Origin of the sequence: Cryobacterium sp. PH29-G1, assembly GCF_030063365.1 — a bacterium.
Taxonomy (GTDB): Bacteria; Actinomycetota; Actinomycetes; order Actinomycetales; family Microbacteriaceae; genus Cryobacterium.
In genome coordinates, this window is the sequence record NZ_JASISY010000001.1 from 76,557 (window position 1) to 97,459 (window position 20,903).

Annotated in this window: 31 protein-coding genes; all 31 read left to right on the forward strand. The window is 62.1% G+C overall.

Going from position 1 to position 20,903, the window contains the following annotated elements:
* Positions 1 to 5 precede the first annotated feature (5 nt).
* The 31 genes from pilM (at position 6) to rplO (ending at position 20,839) form a co-directional block, all read left to right on the forward strand.
* Entirely contained in the window at positions 6 to 1,115 is a 1,110-nt protein-coding gene (gene pilM / locus QMK22_RS00310) for a type IV pilus assembly protein PilM (protein WP_283495648.1), read from the forward strand.
* Positions 1,112 to 1,780 (forward strand): hypothetical protein, encoded by a 669-nt coding sequence (locus tag QMK22_RS00315; RefSeq protein ID WP_283495649.1) that lies wholly within the window; start codon positions 1,112 to 1,114, stop codon positions 1,778 to 1,780. The genes pilM and QMK22_RS00315 overlap by 4 nt, the downstream gene beginning before the upstream one ends.
* Before the next feature lie 2 nt (positions 1,781 to 1,782).
* Complete coding sequence (locus QMK22_RS00320; protein ID WP_283495650.1) at positions 1,783 to 2,505, forward strand: hypothetical protein; 723 nt, start codon at positions 1,783 to 1,785, stop codon at positions 2,503 to 2,505.
* Between the two features lie 87 nt (positions 2,506 to 2,592).
* Entirely contained in the window at positions 2,593 to 3,606 is a 1,014-nt protein-coding gene (locus tag QMK22_RS00325; RefSeq protein ID WP_283495651.1) for a hypothetical protein, read from the forward strand.
* A gap of 82 nt (positions 3,607 to 3,688) precedes the next feature.
* On the forward strand, positions 3,689 to 4,180 hold the full coding sequence (locus QMK22_RS00330) for a DUF6121 family protein (RefSeq protein WP_283495652.1): 492 nt from the start codon (positions 3,689 to 3,691) through the stop codon (positions 4,178 to 4,180).
* A gap of 197 nt (positions 4,181 to 4,377) precedes the next feature.
* Positions 4,378 to 5,256 carry a spermidine/putrescine ABC transporter substrate-binding protein gene (locus QMK22_RS00335; protein ID WP_283495653.1) on the forward strand — a complete coding sequence of 293 codons (879 nt, stop codon included), beginning with the start codon at positions 4,378 to 4,380 and terminating at the stop codon, positions 5,254 to 5,256.
* 445 nt (positions 5,257 to 5,701) lie between these two features.
* Positions 5,702 to 6,076 carry a 30S ribosomal protein S12 gene (gene rpsL / locus QMK22_RS00340; protein ID WP_035834602.1) on the forward strand — a complete coding sequence of 125 codons (375 nt, stop codon included), beginning with the start codon at positions 5,702 to 5,704 and terminating at the stop codon, positions 6,074 to 6,076.
* A complete protein-coding gene (gene rpsG, locus QMK22_RS00345; RefSeq protein ID WP_092107221.1) occupies positions 6,076 to 6,546 on the forward strand; it encodes a 30S ribosomal protein S7 in 471 nt (156 codons plus the stop codon). The genes rpsL and rpsG overlap by 1 nt, the downstream gene beginning before the upstream one ends.
* Before the next feature lie 140 nt (positions 6,547 to 6,686).
* The gene (fusA, locus tag QMK22_RS00350) at positions 6,687 to 8,801 is read left to right on the forward strand and encodes an elongation factor G (protein WP_283495654.1); all 2,115 of its coding nucleotides are present in this window, start codon (positions 6,687 to 6,689) and stop codon (positions 8,799 to 8,801) included.
* Positions 8,802 to 8,935: 134 nt separating this feature from the next.
* Positions 8,936 to 10,129, forward strand: a complete 1,194-nt coding sequence (gene tuf / locus QMK22_RS00355; protein WP_283495655.1) for an elongation factor Tu — start codon at positions 8,936 to 8,938, stop codon at positions 10,127 to 10,129.
* Between the two features lie 140 nt (positions 10,130 to 10,269).
* On the forward strand, positions 10,270 to 10,731 hold the full coding sequence (locus tag QMK22_RS00360; protein ID WP_283495656.1) for a hypothetical protein: 462 nt from the start codon (positions 10,270 to 10,272) through the stop codon (positions 10,729 to 10,731).
* A gap of 448 nt (positions 10,732 to 11,179) precedes the next feature.
* Complete coding sequence (gene rpsJ, locus QMK22_RS00365) at positions 11,180 to 11,488, forward strand: 30S ribosomal protein S10 (RefSeq protein ID WP_035834607.1); 309 nt, start codon at positions 11,180 to 11,182, stop codon at positions 11,486 to 11,488.
* A gap of 8 nt (positions 11,489 to 11,496) precedes the next feature.
* Positions 11,497 to 12,156 (forward strand): 50S ribosomal protein L3, encoded by a 660-nt coding sequence (gene rplC, locus QMK22_RS00370; RefSeq protein WP_283495657.1) that lies wholly within the window; start codon positions 11,497 to 11,499, stop codon positions 12,154 to 12,156.
* Positions 12,157 to 12,161: 5 nt separating this feature from the next.
* The gene (rplD, locus tag QMK22_RS00375; RefSeq protein WP_092107231.1) at positions 12,162 to 12,812 is read left to right on the forward strand and encodes a 50S ribosomal protein L4; all 651 of its coding nucleotides are present in this window, start codon (positions 12,162 to 12,164) and stop codon (positions 12,810 to 12,812) included.
* On the forward strand, positions 12,812 to 13,114 hold the full coding sequence (gene rplW / locus QMK22_RS00380) for a 50S ribosomal protein L23 (RefSeq protein WP_283495658.1): 303 nt from the start codon (positions 12,812 to 12,814) through the stop codon (positions 13,112 to 13,114). The genes rplD and rplW overlap by 1 nt, the downstream gene beginning before the upstream one ends.
* A 22-nt stretch (positions 13,115 to 13,136) precedes the next feature.
* Positions 13,137 to 13,976, forward strand: coding sequence for a 50S ribosomal protein L2 (rplB, locus tag QMK22_RS00385; protein WP_092107235.1), 840 nt, complete (start codon positions 13,137 to 13,139; stop codon positions 13,974 to 13,976).
* A gap of 9 nt (positions 13,977 to 13,985) precedes the next feature.
* Entirely contained in the window at positions 13,986 to 14,267 is a 282-nt protein-coding gene (rpsS, locus tag QMK22_RS00390; protein ID WP_104127852.1) for a 30S ribosomal protein S19, read from the forward strand.
* A gap of 26 nt (positions 14,268 to 14,293) precedes the next feature.
* Entirely contained in the window at positions 14,294 to 14,659 is a 366-nt protein-coding gene (gene rplV, locus QMK22_RS00395; RefSeq protein ID WP_283495659.1) for a 50S ribosomal protein L22, read from the forward strand.
* Positions 14,659 to 15,429 (forward strand): 30S ribosomal protein S3, encoded by a 771-nt coding sequence (gene rpsC / locus QMK22_RS00400; protein WP_104127853.1) that lies wholly within the window; start codon positions 14,659 to 14,661, stop codon positions 15,427 to 15,429. Before rplV ends, rpsC begins: the two co-directional genes overlap by 1 nt.
* The gene (rplP, locus tag QMK22_RS00405) at positions 15,429 to 15,848 is read left to right on the forward strand and encodes a 50S ribosomal protein L16 (protein ID WP_283449400.1); all 420 of its coding nucleotides are present in this window, start codon (positions 15,429 to 15,431) and stop codon (positions 15,846 to 15,848) included. The genes rpsC and rplP overlap by 1 nt, the downstream gene beginning before the upstream one ends.
* Positions 15,848 to 16,192, forward strand: coding sequence for a 50S ribosomal protein L29 (rpmC, locus tag QMK22_RS00410; RefSeq protein ID WP_134502419.1), 345 nt, complete (start codon positions 15,848 to 15,850; stop codon positions 16,190 to 16,192). The genes rplP and rpmC overlap by 1 nt, the downstream gene beginning before the upstream one ends.
* Before the next feature lie 2 nt (positions 16,193 to 16,194).
* Positions 16,195 to 16,494, forward strand: a complete 300-nt coding sequence (gene rpsQ / locus QMK22_RS00415) for a 30S ribosomal protein S17 (RefSeq protein ID WP_283449404.1) — start codon at positions 16,195 to 16,197, stop codon at positions 16,492 to 16,494.
* A 34-nt stretch (positions 16,495 to 16,528) separates the two neighbouring features.
* On the forward strand, positions 16,529 to 16,897 hold the full coding sequence (gene rplN, locus QMK22_RS00420; protein WP_035880831.1) for a 50S ribosomal protein L14: 369 nt from the start codon (positions 16,529 to 16,531) through the stop codon (positions 16,895 to 16,897).
* A gap of 2 nt (positions 16,898 to 16,899) precedes the next feature.
* Entirely contained in the window at positions 16,900 to 17,259 is a 360-nt protein-coding gene (gene rplX, locus QMK22_RS00425; protein WP_283495660.1) for a 50S ribosomal protein L24, read from the forward strand.
* Positions 17,259 to 17,849, forward strand: coding sequence for a 50S ribosomal protein L5 (gene rplE, locus QMK22_RS00430; RefSeq protein ID WP_283495661.1), 591 nt, complete (start codon positions 17,259 to 17,261; stop codon positions 17,847 to 17,849). The genes rplX and rplE overlap by 1 nt, the downstream gene beginning before the upstream one ends.
* A 210-nt stretch (positions 17,850 to 18,059) precedes the next feature.
* The gene (gene rpsH, locus QMK22_RS00435) at positions 18,060 to 18,458 is read left to right on the forward strand and encodes a 30S ribosomal protein S8 (RefSeq protein ID WP_092107248.1); all 399 of its coding nucleotides are present in this window, start codon (positions 18,060 to 18,062) and stop codon (positions 18,456 to 18,458) included.
* A 6-nt stretch (positions 18,459 to 18,464) separates the two neighbouring features.
* Positions 18,465 to 19,001, forward strand: coding sequence for a 50S ribosomal protein L6 (gene rplF, locus QMK22_RS00440; RefSeq protein WP_283495662.1), 537 nt, complete (start codon positions 18,465 to 18,467; stop codon positions 18,999 to 19,001).
* 2 nt (positions 19,002 to 19,003) lie between these two features.
* Positions 19,004 to 19,375: a 50S ribosomal protein L18 gene (gene rplR / locus QMK22_RS00445; protein ID WP_092107252.1), complete on the forward strand. Its 372-nt coding sequence runs from the start codon at positions 19,004 to 19,006 to the stop codon at positions 19,373 to 19,375.
* Complete coding sequence (gene rpsE, locus QMK22_RS00450) at positions 19,372 to 20,079, forward strand: 30S ribosomal protein S5 (protein WP_502856788.1); 708 nt, start codon at positions 19,372 to 19,374, stop codon at positions 20,077 to 20,079. The genes rplR and rpsE overlap by 4 nt, the downstream gene beginning before the upstream one ends.
* Positions 20,079 to 20,261 carry a 50S ribosomal protein L30 gene (gene rpmD / locus QMK22_RS00455; protein WP_066597599.1) on the forward strand — a complete coding sequence of 61 codons (183 nt, stop codon included), beginning with the start codon at positions 20,079 to 20,081 and terminating at the stop codon, positions 20,259 to 20,261. Before rpsE ends, rpmD begins: the two co-directional genes overlap by 1 nt.
* Positions 20,261 to 20,839: a 50S ribosomal protein L15 gene (gene rplO, locus QMK22_RS00460; RefSeq protein ID WP_283495663.1), complete on the forward strand. Its 579-nt coding sequence runs from the start codon at positions 20,261 to 20,263 to the stop codon at positions 20,837 to 20,839. The genes rpmD and rplO overlap by 1 nt, the downstream gene beginning before the upstream one ends.
* Positions 20,840 to 20,903 lie beyond the last annotated feature (64 nt).

Below are 20,903 nucleotides of genomic sequence, written 5' to 3' on the forward strand. Positions count from 1 at the left end.
CCCTCGTGTCCCCAAGCATCGTAGGAATAGACATCGGCACAAACACGCTGCGCGCCGTTGAGGTTCGAAACCCCGACAAGGCCAGACCAACCGTGCTGCGCTACCACGAGGTTCCGCTGCCGGCCGGCGCCGTGAACGGCGGGGAAGTGCTGGAGCCGCACACCGTGGCGGCCGCGCTCAAAGTGCTGTGGTCGGGTGGCGGATTTCGCTCTCGCCAGGTGGTGCTCGGCATGGGTAGCCAGCGGGTGCTGGCCCGCGACCTCAGCGTGCCCAAAATGTCGCTCGCTCGCATTCGCCAGTCGCTTCCGTTCGAGGTGCAAGACCTTCTGCCGGTGCCGGTCGCCGATGCGCTGCTCGACTTCTATCCGATCTCCGAGTCCACCACCGAGCACGGCGCAACCGTGAACGGGCTGCTCATCGCCGCGGTCAAGGCCGCGGTGGTCGCGAACGTGGCGGCGGCTCGCATGGCCGGGCTCACCACGATCGACGTTGACCTGATTCCGTTTGCGGTGAGCCGCCTGCTGGTCACCCGCCCCGGCATCGATGGAGTTGTCGCCGTGATCGATCTCGGGGCTACGACCACGAGTGTGGTGATCACCCGTCAGGGTGTGCCGCAGTTCGTGCGCATCATCCCCACCGGTGGCGACGACGTCACCCAGGCCGTCGCTACCGGCCTGCAGATGGATGCCGCGACCGCTGATCTTCTCAAACGTCGCGTTGGCCTCCTGGCCGCCGCCGGTGCTCGAGCCCGGGGTCCCCGAAGCGGGATTCACGTCGACGAGCTCAGCGTCAATGAACCCGTACCGACCGACGAAGCCGGCGCCGAGATCATCGCTGAAACCATGCACGACCAGCTCGGCAGTGTGGTCACCACCCTTAACTACTACGCCAACACCCGGCCGAGCGATCCGGTGACGGCCATCGTGCTCAGCGGAGGAGGAGCCCGGATGCCCGGGCTACCGGAGGCGGTGTCGAAACTTACTCGCCTGGGTGTGAGTACCGGAGATCCGTTGTCGACGGTGGGTCTGGCATCCGCTATCGATGCGGAGGCGCTGCGCCTGAACGGTGCCGCCTACACCGTGGCTCTCGGCCTCGCCCTTGGACGTGCAGCATGAAGCGTTCAGCGCAACACGAGACCCTCGTCATCGGCGGCGACCAGCGACTGGATTTGCTGCCGCCCGAGGTTCGGGCGGAACGGCGTGGCCAGAAGTACCGACGGCGCCTTACCTTCGGTGTGATTGGTGTGGGCGTGGTTGTCGCGCTGGGCATCGGCTCGGTGTCGACTCTCGCGCTGACCGCTCAGGTCGCACTGGCCGGCGAACAGGCGCGCACCGCAACCCTGCTCACCGAACAGGGTAAATACTTTGAGGTACGTGCGCTGCAGAACCAGGTCACGCTCACGCAGGCGGCGCAGCGGGTGGGGGCATCGACCGAGATCGACTGGAAAACGTATCTCGACGCCGTGCAGAACACGCTGCCGACCAGCGTGGCGATCACGACCGTGCAGATCGATTCGTCCACGCCGCTCGATCCATACACGCAGGCGACCGCGCCCCTGCAGGGGCTGCGGGTCGCGACGGTCACCTTCACCGCTACCAGCAACGTGTTGCCCGACATTCCGGCGTGGCTGAGAGGCCTCGGCACCCTCAACGGCTTTGCCGACGCCTTGCCCGGCTCGGTCATCCTCGCTGAGGACACCGGACTCTACACGGTCACCATCATCATGCACGTCAACGAATCCGCGTACGCGCATCGTTTCGACCCGACGGAAAAGAAGTAGCCATGGACCGCAACAAGCTTTGGCTCATCGGCTCGGTGCTGGTGACAAGCGTTATTCTCGTTCTCGGCTGGGTGCTGGGAATCCAACCGCAGCTGGACAGCATGACCGCAGCCAACGCGAGCCGCACCGCCGTGCAGGCGACGAATGCGCAGCACGTTGCTCTGCTGGCCCAGCTCAAGCACGACTTCAAGAACCTTGACAAGCTCTCCGCGACGGCGGAGACGCTCGGGGAGTCCGTGCCAACCGGCTCGGCCATGCCGGCGCTGGTCGATGAACTTGACGCGCATGCCGAGCAGGCTGGCCTCACTCTCCTGGGAATGACGGTGACCGAGGCGAGGGCCTACGTGCCGGTCGTTCCGGTCGCGGCTGCGCCCGCCGCTGCTAATGACGCTGCGGCTGCTGCTCCCGCAGCGGATGCCGGACTGGCCGCCACCGGCACGGTTCCCGCTGATGGTGTCGCCACCGGTGTCACCACCGCCACCGCCACCGCCACCGCGACCGAGATCACCGCGAGCAACTTCGCCGCCTTCCCCCTCGACGTCAAAGTCAAAGGCACCTACGCGCAGGTGCTGGATTTCGTCGCCCGTCTGCAGACCGGAAGCCGGTTGTTTCTCGTCGTCGGGTTGGACACCCTCGACGTGGACGCGGAGCCGGGCCTGGTGAACGCAACCATCTCGGGGCTGGTTTACTCCCTCGTGGCGCCGGCACCGGCATCCGCTGGATAATGGCGCGGCGCGCCGAATCGCCAAGGCATTCGGTGCGCCCTTGGTACAATAGAGGCCAGTGACGGCGAAGGCCACGAGGAGTTCAACATGAGCGACAACACGCCAATCGACGGCAACGAGAATTCTGAAACGGATGCCGCGGCAGCGCGCGATCTGGGCCGCACCGACCCGACGGCGACTGACCCGACCGTGACTGACCCGACCGGTGCCCCGGAACGCGCTGAGCCCACGGCCGGCCACGAACCCCTCGTCATTGACTATGACGCCATCAACGCCAACTTGAATACTGCTGAACATGCCGACGCTGACGCGCCGAGGCTCGCCGATGACTATGCCGATTCCGCTGCGTCCACCACACCGGTCCGGGCCAGCAGTACTCCCGTCGAACCCGAGGTCGCCCCGGTGGTTGCACCCGCTGTGGTTGCACCCGTTGCGGTTTCATCCATCGACGGCGCTGCCGCCGTCCCGCCGCCCGCGGCCCACGCCCCCGTCGGCACCGCGCCGAATTACTCGCCGCCGGCCCAGTCGCCCATCTACGTGCAGGCGCCCACGAAACCGAAGGATCGCAGCAACCGGGGCGGTGGCATTCTCATCGCTTTGCTGGCCACTGTGGTCTTCGCCGTGCTCTACGCGGTAGCGGCCTTCATCATCATCGGCTTGACCAGTACGACCGTGGCCGTGACCGTGTCCGGGTTCACCGCCTTCGCCACGCTGCCGGTGTTTTACATTCCCGTCATCTTCTTCTTCCTCGCCTACAGCGCCCTGATCGCCGTGGTCAATCGGGGCGGCTGGTGGGCTTACGTGCTCTTTGGATTCCTCGTTGCCGTCGTGGTCTATTTCTCCTACATCGGTGGCGCCGTGCTCGGCCTCGTGATCGACGGCAGGGCCGACGGCTTGGGCGCAGCAGAACTCGGCCGCATCGTGGGCACTCTGTGGCTGAACCCGGGCGCGATCGCCGCCGGGCTCATCGCCCGAGAGGTACCGATCTGGGCCGGAGCCTGGATCGCCCGCCGCGGTCGCCGCGTCACCGCCAAGAACCTGGCGGCCCGCACCGAATACGAGCGTCTGCTCGCCGACGGTCCGCACCTGACGCGCCCGTAACCATCCGCTTCACTACCGAGGCCCCGATTGCCGCTCGCGGTGACCGGGGCCTCGTGCTGTGCCGGGGGCCTACGCTGGAGGCATGCGGGAATACCGGCAATACGCGATCACCGTGGCGGCTTTTTCAGTCGCCCTCTATGTGGCCTTCATCGTGGCAGCGTTCGGCGTGCTCAGCCTGCTGCTCAATCGCGACGTCATCAACGAAACGGATGCCGGCGCCCTCCTCGGCCCCATCATGGTCACCACAGCCGTGCTCGCGCTGGTCTGGGTCATTCTCAGTGCGGTGCTGCGCTCACCGGAACGTCTCACGCAGGTTCCACCACTACCCATTTTTATCGCCGGCGTTGCCGCCTACCTGGGTTACTGCGTATCCGGGGGAGTGGTCTACAGCCTCGGTGCCGGCGAACTCTTTCGCTCGGTCATTTTCATCGGTGGCGAAATGACCAGCCCGTTCGCGATCGCCGTGGCGGTCAGTGGCTGGCTCATCGCCTTTCTCTATTTCGTGGTGCTCCTGGCCAAACCCTCTGGCTCTGGCACGCCCGAGTGGCCGTGGGAGAAGAACGACGAGGGCTGAAACCGGGGATGGGGCCAATCTTGGCATCTCGGGCGCGACATGCCACTTTCTGCCCCATGCCCCGGCGCGACTTGCCACTTTCTGCCCCATGAAAGGCGTCGAAGGGGCATTTCTTGGCATCTCGCGGGGGATTCTGCCGATGATGGGGCCGATCTTGGCATCTCGCGCAGGGCGCCGGACGAGTACCCTTATGCACTATGGATAGGTCCATCGAGTCGCGCGTCAACCATGAGGTTGAGAACTGGCTGCGTTGGATCACGCGCTGGCGCCCCGCGACGCACCGGGGCCGTGCTCGCCTCTGCCGACAGTGCTTTGGCTCGCCGATCATTGCCGCTGCGGGGCTCGCCGTTGACGTACCCCATGTCGTGCAGCACGCCCTGTCAATGCGCATGAAGATCGTGATCGACGCCTCGGTTGATGAATACACCGAGCGTAATTTGCCGCTGCTCGCGCACGAGTTGAATTTGAGCGAACGCCGCGAGTCCGCTCAGGCGTACCGCCCCGCGGAGGGTCTCGACCCGGAATTTCTGGGTCTCGACCTCGATCCGCAGCCGGCAGCGGATGCCCCCTATCTCTTCACGTTCGCCGAGCTCACCGACCAGTCGCCGGCCGAGCTCTCGCCGCTACAGGACGCCGGGCCCGAGAGTGGTGCCGAGAATGGTGTTGCGAGTGCTGCTGAGCGTGCTTCCGAGCAAACCACGCGTGACGGCGCGCGTGACGGCGCGCGTGACGGTGTGCTTGACGGTGTGCCTGACACCGCTCCCGAGGTCGCTGCCGACACGACGCCTGACACCGCTGCCGACGCGACGCCTGATTCCGCGCAGAACACCCAGCACGCCGGGCCCCCGCACGCCCTCCCGCCGCTCAGCTCCGCCGAAAAGGCGGCGCTCACCGCGGAACTGCACCTCGCCGACGAGTTCGCGACCCAGGTCGGTCTCCGAGTCTGCGCCCAGCTTGCCCAGCAACGGCCTCGTCTGCTTGCCGCGATCGCGGAGTTCGTCGAACCCCAGGTGCAGGCCCTTCTGGCCGACCTCGAGAGCTCCCTCGACTCGCCAATCTGGCCGCACAACCCGTAGCCATACAACTCCGTAGCCGCGCGACCCCGTAGCCGTACAACTCCGTAGCCGTGCAACCCACGCTGGCTAGACCTCCGGGCCCACCTTGTGCAACTGGGCCCGCGATAGATCATGGGCCCAGTTTCCGGGCCCGGGCCCGGGCAGAAAAAGGGGAGGGGCGTGCGCGTGCTGCTCATTTGACCTCGCTGGTACCGGCAGGCTAGAATTACCGGGTGTGCGCTTTGTCGTGCGCCTGAATTATGCCCTCGCGATCTTCATATCGAGGTAGCAGCAGGTCGAGATTCCACACATGCAGGGTTGCTCAACGAGCAGCCCCCACGGCATACCCACCAAAACACTCGCGAGCAATCGTGTGGGTTCAAGCGGGTCCAGATGAACTCGATCGAAAGATCGAATGCTAACCATCACAAAGCTGTCACCGTGCAGCAATAACAAGGAGTAATTAGTGCCCACCATTCAGCAGTTGGTCAGAAAGGGCCGTAGCCCCAAGGTCACCAAGACCAAGGCTCCCGCCCTGAAGTCCAATCCGCAGCAGCGCGGCGTTTGCACCCGCGTGTACACGACCACCCCGAAGAAGCCGAACTCGGCTCTCCGCAAGGTCGCCCGCGTCAAGCTTTCCAACGGCACCGAGGTCACCGCCTACATTCCCGGCGAGGGCCACAACCTGCAGGAGCACTCCATGGTGCTCGTGCGCGGAGGCCGTGTTAAGGACCTCCCCGGTGTGCGTTACAAAATCATTCGCGGCGCACTGGACACCCAGGCCGTCAAGAACCGCAAGCAGGCACGTAGCCGCTACGGCGCAAAGATGGAGAAGAAGTAATGCCCCGTAAAGGACCCGCTCCCAAGCGCCCTGTCATTGCCGACCCGGTTTACGGTGCACCCATCGTCAGCCAGCTCGTCAACAAGATCCTTCTCGATGGCAAAAAGGGCCTCGCTGAGCGCATCGTTTACGATGCCCTCGCCGGTGTCTCCGCCAAGAACGAGCTGGATGCTGTCGTCACGCTGAAGAAGGCACTCGACAACGTTCGCCCGACCCTCGAGGTGCGTTCGCGCCGCGTTGGTGGCTCCACGTACCAGGTTCCGGTTGAGGTCAAGCCGCACCGCGCCAACACCCTGGCCCTGCGCTGGTTGACCAGCTACGCCAAGGCACGTCGCGAGAAGACCATGACTGAGCGCCTCACCAACGAGATTCTTGACGCGAGCAACGGCCTCGGTGCCGCTGTGAAGCGTCGTGAAGACACTCACAAGATGGCTGAAGCCAACAAGGCCTTCGCTCACTACCGCTGGTAGTCTCCCTCGCTGGTTAAGCTTGAACCTCGCTGGTTGGGCTCGTCGACGCTTCGGTTTCGACCTGTCCAACCGGCGTGACAAGCTCGATCAACGCTGGCCTCGTTCTGTTTGATCCACCCCTACCCTTCCGGAGGACCCCTGTGGCACTTGACGTGCTCACCGACCTGAGTAAGGTCCGCAATATCGGCATCATGGCTCACATTGATGCTGGCAAGACCACCACCACTGAGCGCATCCTGTTCTACACGGGTGTCAACCACAAGATCGGCGAGACCCACGACGGCGCCTCGACGATGGACTGGATGGCACAGGAGCAGGAACGTGGCATCACGATCACCTCCGCTGCGACGACTTGTTTCTGGGGCGACAACCAGATCAACATCATCGACACCCCCGGACACGTGGACTTCACCGTGGAGGTGGAGCGTTCGCTCCGCGTCCTCGACGGTGCTGTTGCCGTGTTCGACGGCAAGGAGGGCGTTGAGCCCCAGTCTGAAACCGTGTGGCGTCAGGCCGACAAGTACGACGTGCCCCGCATTTGCTTCGTCAACAAGATGGACAAGCTCGGAGCCGACTTCTACTTCACGGTCGACACCATCATCAAGCGCCTCGGCGCCAAGCCGCTGGTTATCCAGCTGCCGATCGGTGCAGAGTCTGAATTCGAGGGTGTTGTCGACCTCGTTCAGATGCGTGCACTGACCTGGCGTGGCGACTCCAAGGGTGACGTTGAGATGGGCTCGAAGTACGCCATCGAAGAAATCCCCGCGGACCTCGTCGAGAAGGCTGCTGAGTACCGCAAGCTCCTGCTCGAGACCGTTGCCGAAACCGACGACGACCTCATGGAGCGTTACTTCGCCGGCGAAGAGCTGACGGTAGCCGAGATCAAGGGCGCCATCCGCAAGCTCACCATCAACAGTGAGATCTACCCGGTTCTGTGCGGTTCTGCCTTCAAGAACCGTGGCGTTCAGCCGATGCTTGACGCCGTCATCGATTATCTTCCGACGCCGCTCGACGTGCCTGCCATTGAGGCGCACGACCCGCGCGACGAAGAGAAGATCATCATGCGTCACCCCGACGCCGAGGAGCCGTTCACGGCGCTCGCGTTCAAGGTTGCAGTGCACCCGTTCTTCGGTCGCCTCACCTACGTACGCGTCTACTCGGGCCGTCTTGACTCCGGAGCCCAGGTCATCAACTCGACCAAGGGCAAGAAGGAGCGCATCGGCAAGATCTTCCAGATGCACGCCAACAAGGAGAACCCGGTGGGCTTCGTGACCGCCGGTCACATCTACGCGGTCATCGGCCTCAAGGACACCACCACGGGCGACACCCTGTGCGACCCGAACAACCAGGTCGTACTCGAGTCCATGACGTTCCCTGACCCGGTTATCGAGGTCGCCATCGAGCCCAAGACCAAGCAAGACCAGGAAAAGCTGGGCCTTGCCATTCAGAAGCTCGCCGAAGAAGACCCCACGTTCCGTACCGAGCAGAACCAGGAAACTGGCCAGACGGTAATCAAGGGAATGGGTGAACTTCACCTGGACATCCTCGTCGACCGCATGAAGCGTGAATTCAACGTTGAGGCAAACGTCGGCAAGCCCCAGGTGGCGTACCGCGAGACGATCCGTAAGGCCGTCGAGCGTCACGACTACACGCACAAGAAGCAGACCGGTGGATCCGGCCAGTTCGCGAAGATTCAGATCGCGATCGAGCCGATGGAAATCACTGCTGAAAAGTCGTATGAGTTCCTCAACAAGGTCACTGGTGGCCGTATCCCGCGTGAGTACATCCCCTCGGTGGATGCTGGAATTCAGGATGCGCTCCGCGTAGGCATCCTGGCCGGCTACCCGATGGTGGGCGTTCGAGCCAGCCTGCTTGACGGTGCTGCGCACGACGTTGACTCCTCGGAGATGGCCTTCAAGATTGCCGGATCGATGGGCTTCAAGGAAGCCGTTCGTAAGGCGAACCCCGTTCTGCTTGAGCCGCTGATGGCGGTCGAAGTTCGTACCCCTGAGGAATACATGGGTGACGTAATCGGAGACCTCAACTCGCGTCGCGGGCAGATCCAGACCATGGAGGATGCGCAGGGCGTGAAGGTAATTCGCGCCCACGTACCACTGTCGGAGATGTTCGGATACATCGGTGACCTGCGGTCTAAGACCAGCGGCCGTGCGGTATATTCGATGACCTTCGAGAGCTATGCGGAGGTCCCGAAGGCAGTTGCCGACGAGATCATCAACAAGAACAAGGGCGAATAGCGCCTAAGGTGGCCTTCGGGCCTAAATCGCTTAGGCCACCCGGCCCGAGTAACATAAGTAGACCCATCCAGCGCATACCGGCCGCTCATAACGGCGGCCGTGAATTTGCACGCGAGTCCTGAGGAGGACCCACAGTGGCCAAGGCCAAGTTCGAGCGGACAAAGCCGCACGTAAACATCGGAACAATCGGTCACGTTGACCACGGAAAGACCACGCTGACTGCAGCGATCTCCAAGGTCCTTGCCGATACGTTCCCGTCCAAGATCAACGTTCAGCGCGACTTCGCGTCGATTGACTCGGCTCCCGAAGAACGCCAGCGCGGCATCACGATCAACATCTCGCATGTTGAGTACGAGACCGACAAGCGTCACTATGCGCACGTCGATGCTCCGGGCCACGCTGACTACATCAAGAACATGATCACCGGTGCTGCTCAGATGGACGGCGCAATCCTCGTGGTTGCCGCTACTGACGGCCCGATGGCTCAGACCCGTGAGCACGTTCTTCTCGCCAAGCAGGTCGGCGTTCCGACCCTGCTCGTCGCGCTGAACAAGGCCGACATGGTTGATGACGAAGAGATCATGGAGCTCGTTGAGCTCGAAGTTCGTGAACTTCTCTCCAGCCAGGGTTTCGATGGCGACAACGCCCCCGTTATCCAGGTTTCTGCACTCAAGGCGCTTGAGGGCGACGCGAAGTGGACCGGCAACATCCTTGAGCTCATGAAGGCTGTTGACGACTTCATTCCGGACCCCGTCCGCGACAAGGACAAGCCGTTCTTGATGCCGGTCGAGGACGTCTTCACGATCACCGGCCGTGGCACCGTTGTTACGGGCCGCGCCGAGCGTGGAACCCTCAAGATCAACTCTGAGGTCGAGATCGTCGGCATCCGCCCGACGCAGAAGACCACGGTTACCGGTATTGAGATGTTCCACAAGCAGCTCGACGAGGCTTGGGCCGGCGAGAACTGTGGACTTCTTCTTCGTGGCACCAAGCGCGAAGACGTTGAGCGCGGCCAGGTCGTCGTCAAGCCGGGTTCGGTTACACCGCACACCGACTTCGAGGGCACCGCGTACATCCTCAGCAAGAACGAGGGTGGCCGTCACAACCCGTTCTACGCGAACTACCGCCCGCAGTTCTACTTCCGCACCACGGACGTCACCGGCGTCATCTCGCTGCCTGAGGGCACCGAGATGGTCATGCCTGGCGACACCACCGACATGACCGTCGCGCTGATTCAGCCGATCGCCATGGAAGAGGGCCTCGGCTTCGCTATCCGTGAAGGTGGCCGCACCGTCGGCGCCGGCACGGTGACCAAGATCATCAAGTAGTCTTCTTCTACTTCGATCTCTGACAAGGGGTCGGGCCTTCGGGCCCGGCCCCTTTTCTGTACCCCGCCGGCTACATTTTGAGCGGATGACAATGCGCGCCGGTCCGGGCAAATTCAGGAATATCCGGTTAGGGTCTGCCCATGCAGATATCGAAACTGGAAAGACGCATACTGATGGTGATTGCGGTCGCTGTGGTCGGCATCCTCGCCGTCATCGTCGTGCCGCGTCTGGTCGGGTCCGGCTCCGCCGTCCGTAGCGCGACCACACAGGTGGTACCGAGCGTCCCGCCCTCGGCGACCGTTATGCCCACTCCGACACCAGCCGCGACACCCGTTTCCACGGCGCAGACCGAGCAGCAACTTCTCGACAGCACCGTGGACAGCACGGTGACCGCCTATAGCGCGCTGGTGTGCGAGAATCTCCAGAAGTACGCCACACTGTCAATTTCCGAGATCATCAGCACCGTGCTCGCCGACTACCCCACGACGGGGCTCTCCGAGCAGTCCCGCCAGGTCATGGCGCAACGAGTCTTGAGCGAATCTGCTGCCGCGAGCTGTCCAGACCAAAGTGCCAGAGTGGCAGCCGGAATCGCGCCGGGCTAAACCGAATTCCCGCGCAACGCTGCGCGCGGATGCCTTTCCGCCACCCGACACGCCGATTGCGACACGCCCGGGTTGCATGGAAGGGCAACTCTGTGGCAGACTCTTCTAGTTCAACACTTTCGGCGTGCGCTCAGTGCACGCTCGGAATCACTGCCAGGCAGTGCATAGTCGCGTCTAACGCTTCGTAAGAAGCCGGATTGCAGGCTAGGCCGCGGGGAGCAGAGCGCAGCATAAATCAACGATCTGGTCGGCGTGGGTAAAACCGTGCCGTCCCCCGGGTTCTGCTTCTGGGAGTCGACGTTGACGATGAGCGTCGTTTATTCGGCGTGATTCGAAATTGACATATGAACAGTGGTGCTAATGGCAGCAGTGCTACTACGGCGTCCAATGCAACCTCGGCAACTCCTGCCGTTGACTGTAAGACGCCTCGACAGAGAGAGAGTTCGACATGGCGGGACAGAAGATCCGCATTCGACTTAAGTCGTATGACCACGAGGTCATCGACATTTCGGCGCGCAAGATCGTCGACACAGTGACCCGTGCGGGCGCTACAGTCGTCGGCCCGGTGCCGCTTCCGACCGAGAAGAACGTGGTGTGTGTCATCCGTTCTCCTCACAAGTACAAGGACAGCCGGGAGCACTTTGAAATGCGCACCCACAAGCGTCTGATCGACATCATTGACCCGACTCCGAAGGCTGTTGACTCGCTTATGCGCCTCGACCTTCCGGCCGACGTCAACATCGAGATCAAGCTCTAGGGCCCGCGATGTCTTACTCAGATACCAAGACCACCAAGGGTCTCCTTGGCAAGAAGCTCGGCATGACCCAGGTGTGGGACGAGAACAACAAGCTTGTTCCCGTTACCGTCATCGAAATCGCGCCGAACGTTGTCACGCAGATTCGCACCAAGGCCGTCGACGGCTACAACGGCGTTCAGATCGCCGCTGGCCCCATCGACCCGCGCAAGGTCAACAAGCCCCTTGCCGGCCACTTCGACAAGGCCGGCGTCACGCCGCGTCGCCACATCACCGAGCTCCGCACTGCGGATGCCGCTGACTACAACATGGGCCAGGAACTCACCGTTGACGGTGTCTTCGTTGCCGGCACCAAGGTTGATGTCATGGGCACCAGCAAGGGCAAGGGTTTCGCCGGTGTTATGAAGCGTCACAACTTCAAGGGTGTTTCCTCCTCTCACGGTTCACACCGTAACCACCGCAAGCCCGGTTCCATCGGTGCTTCCTCGACCCCGAGCCGTGTCTTCAAGGGCATGCGCATGGCCGGTCGTATGGGTGGCGAGCGCGTTACCGTGCTGAACCTCAAGGTGCACGCTATTGACGCCGACAAGGGCCTCATGCTCGTCAAGGGTGCCGTTCCCGGTGCTCGTGGCCGCCTCGTATTCGTTCGCAACGCAGTGAAGGGAGCCTAGTCACCATGGCTACAGCACTCGACATCATTGACGCCAAGGGCAAGAAGGCAGGCTCTGCTGAGCTTCCCGACGAGCTCTTCGACGTTCCCGCCAACATTCCTCTCATCCACCAGGTCGTTGTTGCGCAGCTCGCTGCCGCACGCCAGGGAACGAGCAAGGTCAAGCGCCGTGGAGAAGTTTCCGGTGCCGGCCGCAAGCCGTTCAAGCAGAAAGGCACCGGTCGCGCTCGTCAGGGCTCGATCCGTGCTCCTCAGATGACCGGTGGTGGAATCGTCCACGGACCGACCCCGCGCAGCTACGACCAGCGCACCCCGAAAAAGATGATTGCCGCAGCCCTCAAGGGTGCACTGAGCGACCGCGCCCGCGGTGGCCGCCTGCACATCGTTGAGGCACTGTTCACGGCTGAGACCCCCAACACGAAGGTTGCTCTGGAGCTGCTCACGCAGATCGCCACGAGCAAGCACGTGCTGGTTGTCCTCGAGCGCACCGACGAGACGACGTTGCGCAGCATTCGCAACATCCCGACGGTGCACATCCTCTCGTGGGATCAGCTCAACGCCTACGACGTGCTCGTCAGCGATGACATCGTGTTCACCACCGGCGCGTTCAACGCGTTCGTGGAGAGCAAGACCAAGAAGGAAGAGGTGGCCGCATAATGACTATCGCGACCAACAAGGATCCCCGCGACATCATCATCTCTCCGGTTGTCTCTGAGAAGAGCTACGGCCTGATTGACGAGGGTAAGTACACCTTCATCGTTGACCCCCGTTCGAACAAGACGGAGATCAAGCGCGCGATCGAATCGATCTTCAAGGTGGAGGTCGCTTCGATCAACACCCTGAACCGTGTGGGCAAGACGCGCCGCACCAAGTTCGGCATGGGTAAGCGCAAGGACACCAAGCGTGCCATTGTCACGCTCAAGTCTGGCTCCATCGACATCTTCACGGCCGTCGGCTAAGCGACAGGCAGAGGGATAACTAATGGCTATTCGTAAGTACAAGCCCACGACCCCGGGTCGACGCGGATCATCCGTTGCCGACTTCGCGGAAATCACGCGTTCCACCCCGGAAAAGTCGCTTCTGCGCCCGCTCCACAAGACCGGTGGACGTAACAACCAGGGCCGCATCACGACCCGTCACATCGGTGGTGGCCACAAGCGCCAGTACCGCGTGATCGACTTCAAGCGCAACGACAAGGACGGCGTCAACGCCCGCGTCGCTGAAATTGAATACGACCCCAACCGCACGGCGCGCATCGCGCTCCTGCACTTCATTGACGGCACGAAGCGTTACATCATCGCGCCGAACAAGCTGGCACAGGGCGACATCATCGAGTCGGGAGCCGGGGCTGACATCAAGCCCGGCAACAACCTGCCGCTGAAGAACATCCCCACCGGTACGATCATTCACGCGATCGAGCTGCGTCCGGGTGGTGGCGCCAAGATGGCTCGCTCCGCCGGTTCGTCGGTTCGTCTGGTTGCGAAGGAGGGCGTCTACGCCCAGCTTCGTCTGCCGTCCGGCGAAATCCGCAACGTGGATGCTCGCTGCCGCGCCACGATCGGCGAGGTCGGCAACGCCGAACAGTCGAACATCAACTGGGGCAAGGCCGGACGTATGCGCTGGAAAGGCGTTCGCCCGACCGTTCGTGGTGTTGCCATGAACCCGGTCGATCACCCGCACGGTGGTGGTGAGGGTAAGACGTCCGGTGGACGTCACCCCGTCAGCCCCTGGGGCCAGAAGGAAGGGCGCACCCGCCACCCGAATAAGGAAAGCGACAAGCTCATTGTTCGTCGCCGCACCGTCGGCAAGAAGCGTAAGTAGGAGTAGACGATGCCAAGAAGTCTTAAGAAAGGCCCTTTCGTTGACGACCACCTGCTTCGCAAGGTGTTCACGGCGAACGAAGCCAAGAGCAAGAACGTAATCAAGACCTGGTCGCGCCGCTCGATGATCATCCCCGACATGCTCGGACACACCATCGCAGTGCACGACGGACGCAAGCACATCCCGGTGTTCGTCACCGAGAGCATGGTCGGGCACAAGCTCGGCGAGTTTGCGCCCACCCGCACCTTCCGTGGACACGTGAAGGACGACAAGAAGGGCCGTCGCCGCTAACGCGGGGACGTGAAGGAGGAGAAGAAATGGTGGAGTCGATCGCACGCGTGCGTCACATCCGCGTTACCCCCCAGAAGGCTCGTCGCGTTGTCAACATGATCCGCGGCAAGCAGGCGCACGAAGCGCTGGGAATTCTGAAGTTCGCGCCCCAGGGCGCAAGCGATCCGGTGTACAAGCTGGTGGCCTCGGCCATCGCCAACGCCCGGGTCAAGGCAGATGCCGCCAATGCGTATCTGGACGAGCAGGACCTGTTCATCAGCCGGGCATTCGTTGACGAGGGTACGACCCTCAAGCGTTTCCAGGCTCGTGCCCAGGGTCGCGCATTCGAAATCAAGAAGCGCACCAGCCACATCACGGTTGTGCTCACCACTCCTGAGGAGGGTACGAAGTAATGGGTCAGAAAGTAAATCCCTATGGCTTCCGTCTGGGAATCACCACCGATCACGTATCGCGTTGGTTCTCTGACTCGACCAAGCCGGGTCAGCGTTACGCTGACTTTGTTGCAGAAGACGTCAAGATCCGTCGCCTGCTGAGCACCAGCCTTGACCGTGCCGGCGTCAGCCGCATCGAGATCGAGCGCACTCGTGACCGTGTTCGCGTTGACATCCACACCGCCCGTCCGGGCATTGTGATTGGTCGCCGCGGCGCGGAGGCCGAGCGCATCCGCTCTGACCTTGAGAAGCTCACCGCCAAGCAGATTCAGCTGAACATCCTCGAGGTCAAGAACCCCGAGCAGGATGCACAGCTTGTCGCGCAGGGCATCGCCGAGCAGCTTTCCGCACGTGTGGCTTTCCGCCGCGCAATGCGTAAGGGCCTGCAGGGTGCACAGCGCGCCGGCGCCAAGGGTGTTCGCATCCAGGTGTCCGGTCGTCTGGGCGGCGCCGAGATGAGCCGCAGCGAGTTCTACCGCGAAGGCCGGGTGCCTCTGCACACGCTTCGCGCGAACATCGACTATGGCTTCTACGAAGCCAAGACCACCTTCGGCCGCATCGGCGTGAAGGTCTGGATCTACAAGGGTGACATCACCAACAAGGAACTCGCTCGCGAGCAGGCCAACGCTAAGTCGTCCCGCCCCGAGCGTCGTGACGATCGACCGCGCCGTGCACCTCGTGCAGATGCTCCGGCAGCGGCTCCGGTCGCAGCAGTCGCGGAGGCTAAATAATGTTGATTCCACGTAGAGTCAAGCACCGTAAGCAGCACCACCCGGGTCGCACCGGTCACGCTACCGGTGGCACCACGGTGTCGTTCGGCGAGTACGGCATCCAGGCGATGACCCCCGCATATGTGACCAACCGTCAGATCGAGTCCGCTCGTATCGCCATGACGCGTCACATCAAGCGTGGCGGAAAGGTGTGGATCAACATCTACCCCGACCGCCCGCTGACCAAGAAGCCTGCTGAAACCCGCATGGGTTCCGGTAAGGGTTCGGTCGAGTGGTGGGTAGCCAACGTCAAGCCGGGTCGCGTTCTCTTCGAGCTCAGCGGTGTCACCGACGCCGTTGCGAAAGAGGCGCTGACCCGCGCAATTCACAAGCTGCCCCTCAAGGCACGCATCATCAAGCGCGAGGAGGGCGACGCATAATGGCGATCGGAACCAAGGAGCTCGCCCCAGTCGAGCTCGATACTTTTGACAATGAGAAGCTGTTCGAAGAGCTGAAGAAGGCCAAGGAAGAGCTGTTCAACCTGCGCTTCCAGTCGGCCACCGGTCAGCTCGAGAGCCACGGCCGCCTCCGCGCGGTCAAGCGCGACATTGCTCGCATCTACACGGTTCTCCGTGAGCGCGAGCTGGGCATTCGTGCCACTCCGGTCGCAGCCCCGGCTCCGGCCAAGGCTGAGAAGGCCGAAAAGAAGACCAAGAAGGCCAAAGCCGCAGTGGAGTCCACCGACGACGCTGCCGCTGAGACCGTCGAGACGAAGGAGGCCTAGTCATGGCGAAGACTGACGAAACGGTCGTCGCAGGCGAAGCTACCGAGCTCGTACGCGGATACCGCAAGACGCTGCGTGGTTACGTGACCAGCGACAAGATGGACAAAACCATCATTGTCGTGGTTGAAGACCGCGTGAAGCACCCGTTGTACGGCAAGGTCATCCGCCGTACATCCAAGCTGAAGGCGCACGACGAGGCGAACTCCGCCGGCATCGGCGACCTGGTCCTGATCAGTGAGACCCGTCCGCTCAGCGCTTCCAAGCGCTGGCGCCTGGTCGAGATCCTTGAGAAGGCCAAGTAAGCCTCGCGCTTACTTGACATAAGGGAGTTATAAAGTGCTTCAGCAAGAATCACGAGTCCGGGTCGCTGACAACAGCGGTGCCAAGGAACTCTTGACCATCCGCGTTCTCGGTGGCTCCGGCCGCCGTTACGCCGGACTGGGCGATGTCATTGTCGCCACGGTCAAGGACGCCATCCCCGGCGGAAACGTCAAGAAGGGTGACATCGTCAAAGCTGTCATCGTTCGTACCAAGAAAGAGACCCGTCGTTCAGACGGTTCGTACATCAAGTTCGATGAGAACGCTGCAGTGATCTTGAAGGCAGACGGTGACCCCCGCGGCACCCGAATCTTCGGACCGGTCGGTCGCGAACTTCGCGACAAGAAGTTCATGAAGATCATCTCGCTGGCACCGGAGGTTATTTAATCATGGCCAGAATCAAGAAGGGTGACCTCGTACAGGTCATCAGCGGCCGCAGCCAGGCTCGCGGCGGAGACCGTGGCAAGCAGGGCAAGATCATCTCCGTCAACGTCGAGAAGAACCGTGTCCTCGTCGAGGGCATCAACTTCGTGACCAAGCACGTTCGTGTCGGTCAGACCCAGCGCGGCACCAAGACGGGTGGCATCGAGACCTTCGAAGCTCCCATCCACGTGTCCAACGTTGCGATCGTTGACCCGGAGACCAAGAAGCCGACTCGCGTCGGCTTCCGCCAGGAAGAGGTAACGAAGGACGGCGTCACCAAGACGGTCCGCATTCGTTACGCCAAGAAGTCAGGGAAGGACCTCTAATGACTGACACCATTACGGGCACTGAGCCTGTCAAGGCCCTGCCGCGTCTGAAGCAGAAGTACCGCGATGAGATCAGTGCCAAGCTCTCCGAGGAACTCGGCTTCACCAACGTGCACCGCATCCCCACCCTGACGAAGATTGTCGTCAACATGGGTGTCGGAGAAGCAGCACGCGACGGCAAGGTGATGGACGGTGCGGTTTCTGATCTCACCAAGATCACCGGCCAGAAGCCGCAGGTCACCAAGGCCCGCAAGTCCATCGCGCAGTTCAAACTGCGTGAGGGACAGCCCATCGGCGCCCACGTCACACTTCGTGGCGACCGCATGTGGGAGTTCCTGGACCGGCTGCTCAGCCTGGCCCTGCCTCGTATCCGTGACTTCCGCGGCCTGTCCGACAAGCAGTTCGATGGTGCGGGCAACTACACCTTCGGCCTGACCGAGCAGGTCATGTTCCACGAGATCGACCAGGACCGCATCGACCGCATCCGCGGTATGGACATCACGGTTGTTACGACCGCGAAGTCCAACGACGAAGGTCGCGCGCTGCTCAAGGCGCTCGGCTTCCCGTTCAAGTCGGACGACGCTAAGTAGCACTTCCTCACTACGCAGGAACAATTTCAACTAGAGTTGGGAGCTTGCGCCCTGCAAGCTCCCAACTCCGGTTGACTTCGCCCGAGCACGCAACACCGGGCGCACATAGTTTTTCACCCCGGAAGCCGATCAACCGATCGGTTTCCTCACCACCACAGGTCGTCATTCGCGTAACGGATGAGCGAAACCAGGCGAGAAAGGCACCACAATATGACAATGACAGATCCGGTCGCAGACATGCTGACCAGACTGCGCAACGCGAACTCGGCGTACCACGACACAGTGTCGATGCCGCATAGCAAATTGAAAGCGCACATCGCTGACATCCTCAAGGCACAGGGTTACATCTCTGCCTGGACCGTCAAGGATGCAACAGTAGGCAAGACCCTCACGCTGGACCTCAAGTTCGGTCCGAACCGTGAGCGTTCCATCGTCGGCATCAAGCGGGTTTCCAAGCCCGGCCTGCGCGTGTACGCAAAGTCGACGGAGATCCCCACGGTTCTCGGTGGCCTCGGCGTTGCCATCCTGTCCACCTCCAGCGGTCTGCTCACCGACCGCCAGGCTGAGAAGAAGGGCGTAGGCGGAGAAGTTCTCGCCTACGTGTGGTAACTGAGAATGTCACGTATTGGAAGACTCCCCATCCCGATCCCCGCTGGGGTCACGGTTGTGGCTGACGGCCAGGCCGTCTCCGTCAAGGGCCCGAAGGGCGAGCTCGCGCTCGTCGTTTCCAAGCCCATCTCGGTGTCGATCGAGGACGGTCACGTTCTCGTCACCCGTCCGAACGACGAGCGCGAGTCGCGTTCGCTTCACGGTCTGACCCGCACCCTGATCAACAACCAGATCATCGGCGTAACCGTTGGTTACTCCAAGGGTCTTGAAATCGTCGGTACCGGTTACCGCGCGGCGCAGAAGGGCACCTCCGTTGAGTTCGCCCTCGGCTTCTCGCACCCGGTCGTCGTCGAGCCGCCCGTTGGAATCGTTTTGACCGTTGAGAGCGTCAACAAGCTCACGGTCAGCGGAATCGACAAGCAGGCCGTCGGCGAGGTTGCCGCCAACATCCGTAAGATTCGCAAGCCAGAGCCGTACAAGGGCAAGGGCGTGCGTTACGCCGGCGAGATTGTTCGCCGCAAGGCCGGAAAGAGCGGTAAGTAACCATGGGACTCGGAACTAGAGGCAAGAGCAAGGCCGCAGCCCGCGGACGTCGACACACTCGTCTTCGCAAGAAGATCGAGGGAACGGCGCTTCGCCCGCGCTTGGTCGTCACCCGCTCCGCTCGCCACGTATTCGTGCAGGTCGTCGACGACAGCAAGGGTTTCACCCTTGCGTCGGCATCCACGCTCGAAACGGACTTGCGCACCTTCGATGGTGACAAGACCGCCAAGGCCCGCAAGGTCGGTGAGCTTGTTGCTGAGCGTGCGAAAGCCGCCGGCATCGAAGCCGTTGTATTTGACCGTGGTGGCAGCAAGTACGCAGGACGCGTCGCAGCCATCGCCGAGGGAGCTCGAGAGGGTGGATTGAACCTGTGAGCACTGAAAAGATCGAAACCACAGCACCTGTTGCTGCCGTTGCCGAAGCGCCGGTTGAAACCGCTGCTTCCACTGCTCCGCCGCAGAACGAGCCTCGCGAGGCTCGTCGTGGTGGACGTGAGCGCAACCCGAACAAGGATCGCGGAAGCCGCGATGCCGACAAGAGCCAGTTCCTGGAGCGCGTCGTCACCATCAACCGCGTGTCGAAGGTCGTCAAGGGTGGTCGTCGCTTCAGCTTCACCGCTCTCGTCGTCGTCGGCGACGGTAACGGCCTGGTCGGCGTTGGATACGGTAAGGCCCGCGAGGTCCCGACCGCTATCTCCAAGGGCGTTGAAGAAGCGAAGAAGAACTTCTTCCGCGTTCCTCGCGTTGGCCTGACCATCCCGCACCCCGTGCAGGGTGAGGCCGCAGCCGGCGTCGTTCTGCTTCGTCCGGCAGCAGCTGGTACCGGCGTTATCGCCGGTGGCCCGGTGCGCGCCGTACTCGAATGCGCTGGCATCCACGACGTTCTGAGCAAGTCGCTCGGTTCGTCGAACACCATCAACATCGTGCACGCCACGGTCGAGGCACTGCACCAGCTCGAAGAGCCGCGTGCAGTTGCGGCTCGCCGCGGCCTGGCCTATGAAGACGTTGCTCCGGCACGTTTTCTTCGTGCCGATGCTGCTGCAGCCGCAGCAGCCGCAACCGCGAAGGCAGGTGCCTGATGGCCCAGCTGAAGATCACACAGATCAAGTCCAAAATTAGTGAGAAGCAGAACCAGCGCGACACTCTTCGCAGCCTGGGTCTGCGACGCATTGGCGCCGTCACGATCCGCGAGGACAACTCGCAGAACCGTGGCTACGTCAACACCGTCGCTCACCTCGTAAAGGTCGAGGAGATTGACTAATGGCTGACGAGAAGGAAGCTACCCAGGTAGCGGACAAGCCCGCCACGAAAAAGGCTGCCGCCCCCAAAAAGGCTGCAGCACCGAAGAAGGCCGCTGCCCCCAAAAAGGCCGCTGTCGTTGCTGAGCCGACCGAGCCCCGCGAGCACGTGCTGAAGGTACACCACCTTCGCCCGGCTCCCGGAGCGAAGAAGGCCCGCCAGCGCGTTGGCCGTGGTGAAGGATCCAAGGGTAAGACCGCGGGTCGAGGCACCAAGGGCACGAAGGCACGCTACACCGTGCGCGTCGGCTTCGAGGGTGGGCAGATGCCTCTGCACATGCGCACCCCGAAACTGCGTGGATTCAAGAACCCGTTCCGCGTCGAGTACCAGGTTGTAAACCTGGAGAAGCTCGAGCTGCTGTACCCGAACGGCGGCGATGTCACCATCGCCAGCCTGATCGCCAAGGGTGCCGTTCGCGACAACGAAAAAGTCAAGGTTCTTGGAACCGGTGACATTACCGTTAAGCTGAACGTGACGGTCGACAAGGTCTCTGCCTCAGCTGAGCAGAAAATTGTCGCCGCGGGTGGATCTGTAAAGTAAGTCCGTAGACGCTCAATCGAGCTTGTCGAATCCGTCAATCGAGTAAATCGTTTGGTGTGATTCG

Bases quoted from the DNA above. Each gene is read 5' to 3' on its own strand.
- rpsQ (WP_283449404.1), top strand. From the start codon at position 16,195: ATGGCGAAGACTGACGAAACGGTCGTCGCAGGCGAAGCTACCGAGCTC.
- rplV (WP_283495659.1), top strand. From the start codon at position 14,294: ATGGTGGAGTCGATCGCACGCGTGCGTCACATCCGCGTTACCCCCCAG.
- rplC (WP_283495657.1), top strand. From the start codon at position 11,497: ATGTCTTACTCAGATACCAAGACCACCAAGGGTCTCCTTGGCAAGAAG.
- rpsH (WP_092107248.1), top strand. From the start codon at position 18,060: ATGACAATGACAGATCCGGTCGCAGACATGCTGACCAGACTGCGCAAC.
- QMK22_RS00360 (WP_283495656.1), top strand. From the start codon at position 10,270: ATGCAGATATCGAAACTGGAAAGACGCATACTGATGGTGATTGCGGTC.
- QMK22_RS00325 (WP_283495651.1), top strand. From the start codon at position 2,593: ATGAGCGACAACACGCCAATCGACGGCAACGAGAATTCTGAAACGGAT.
- rpsJ (WP_035834607.1), top strand. From the start codon at position 11,180: ATGGCGGGACAGAAGATCCGCATTCGACTTAAGTCGTATGACCACGAG.
- rpsC (WP_104127853.1), top strand. From the start codon at position 14,659: ATGGGTCAGAAAGTAAATCCCTATGGCTTCCGTCTGGGAATCACCACC.
- rplF (WP_283495662.1), top strand. From the start codon at position 18,465: ATGTCACGTATTGGAAGACTCCCCATCCCGATCCCCGCTGGGGTCACG.
- rplR (WP_092107252.1), top strand. From the start codon at position 19,004: ATGGGACTCGGAACTAGAGGCAAGAGCAAGGCCGCAGCCCGCGGACGT.
- rplB (WP_092107235.1), top strand. From the start codon at position 13,137: ATGGCTATTCGTAAGTACAAGCCCACGACCCCGGGTCGACGCGGATCA.
- QMK22_RS00335 (WP_283495653.1), top strand. From the start codon at position 4,378: ATGGATAGGTCCATCGAGTCGCGCGTCAACCATGAGGTTGAGAACTGG.
- rplX (WP_283495660.1), top strand. From the start codon at position 16,900: ATGGCCAGAATCAAGAAGGGTGACCTCGTACAGGTCATCAGCGGCCGC.
- rpmD (WP_066597599.1), top strand. From the start codon at position 20,079: ATGGCCCAGCTGAAGATCACACAGATCAAGTCCAAAATTAGTGAGAAG.
- rpsS (WP_104127852.1), top strand. From the start codon at position 13,986: ATGCCAAGAAGTCTTAAGAAAGGCCCTTTCGTTGACGACCACCTGCTT.
- QMK22_RS00315 (WP_283495649.1), top strand. From the start codon at position 1,112: ATGAAGCGTTCAGCGCAACACGAGACCCTCGTCATCGGCGGCGACCAG.
- rplP (WP_283449400.1), top strand. From the start codon at position 15,429: ATGTTGATTCCACGTAGAGTCAAGCACCGTAAGCAGCACCACCCGGGT.
- rplE (WP_283495661.1), top strand. From the start codon at position 17,259: ATGACTGACACCATTACGGGCACTGAGCCTGTCAAGGCCCTGCCGCGT.
- rpsG (WP_092107221.1), top strand. From the start codon at position 6,076: ATGCCCCGTAAAGGACCCGCTCCCAAGCGCCCTGTCATTGCCGACCCG.
- rplO (WP_283495663.1), top strand. From the start codon at position 20,261: ATGGCTGACGAGAAGGAAGCTACCCAGGTAGCGGACAAGCCCGCCACG.
- rplW (WP_283495658.1), top strand. From the start codon at position 12,812: ATGACTATCGCGACCAACAAGGATCCCCGCGACATCATCATCTCTCCG.
- QMK22_RS00320 (WP_283495650.1), top strand. From the start codon at position 1,783: ATGGACCGCAACAAGCTTTGGCTCATCGGCTCGGTGCTGGTGACAAGC.
- QMK22_RS00330 (WP_283495652.1), top strand. From the start codon at position 3,689: ATGCGGGAATACCGGCAATACGCGATCACCGTGGCGGCTTTTTCAGTC.
- rplD (WP_092107231.1), top strand. From the start codon at position 12,162: ATGGCTACAGCACTCGACATCATTGACGCCAAGGGCAAGAAGGCAGGC.
- rpmC (WP_134502419.1), top strand. From the start codon at position 15,848: ATGGCGATCGGAACCAAGGAGCTCGCCCCAGTCGAGCTCGATACTTTT.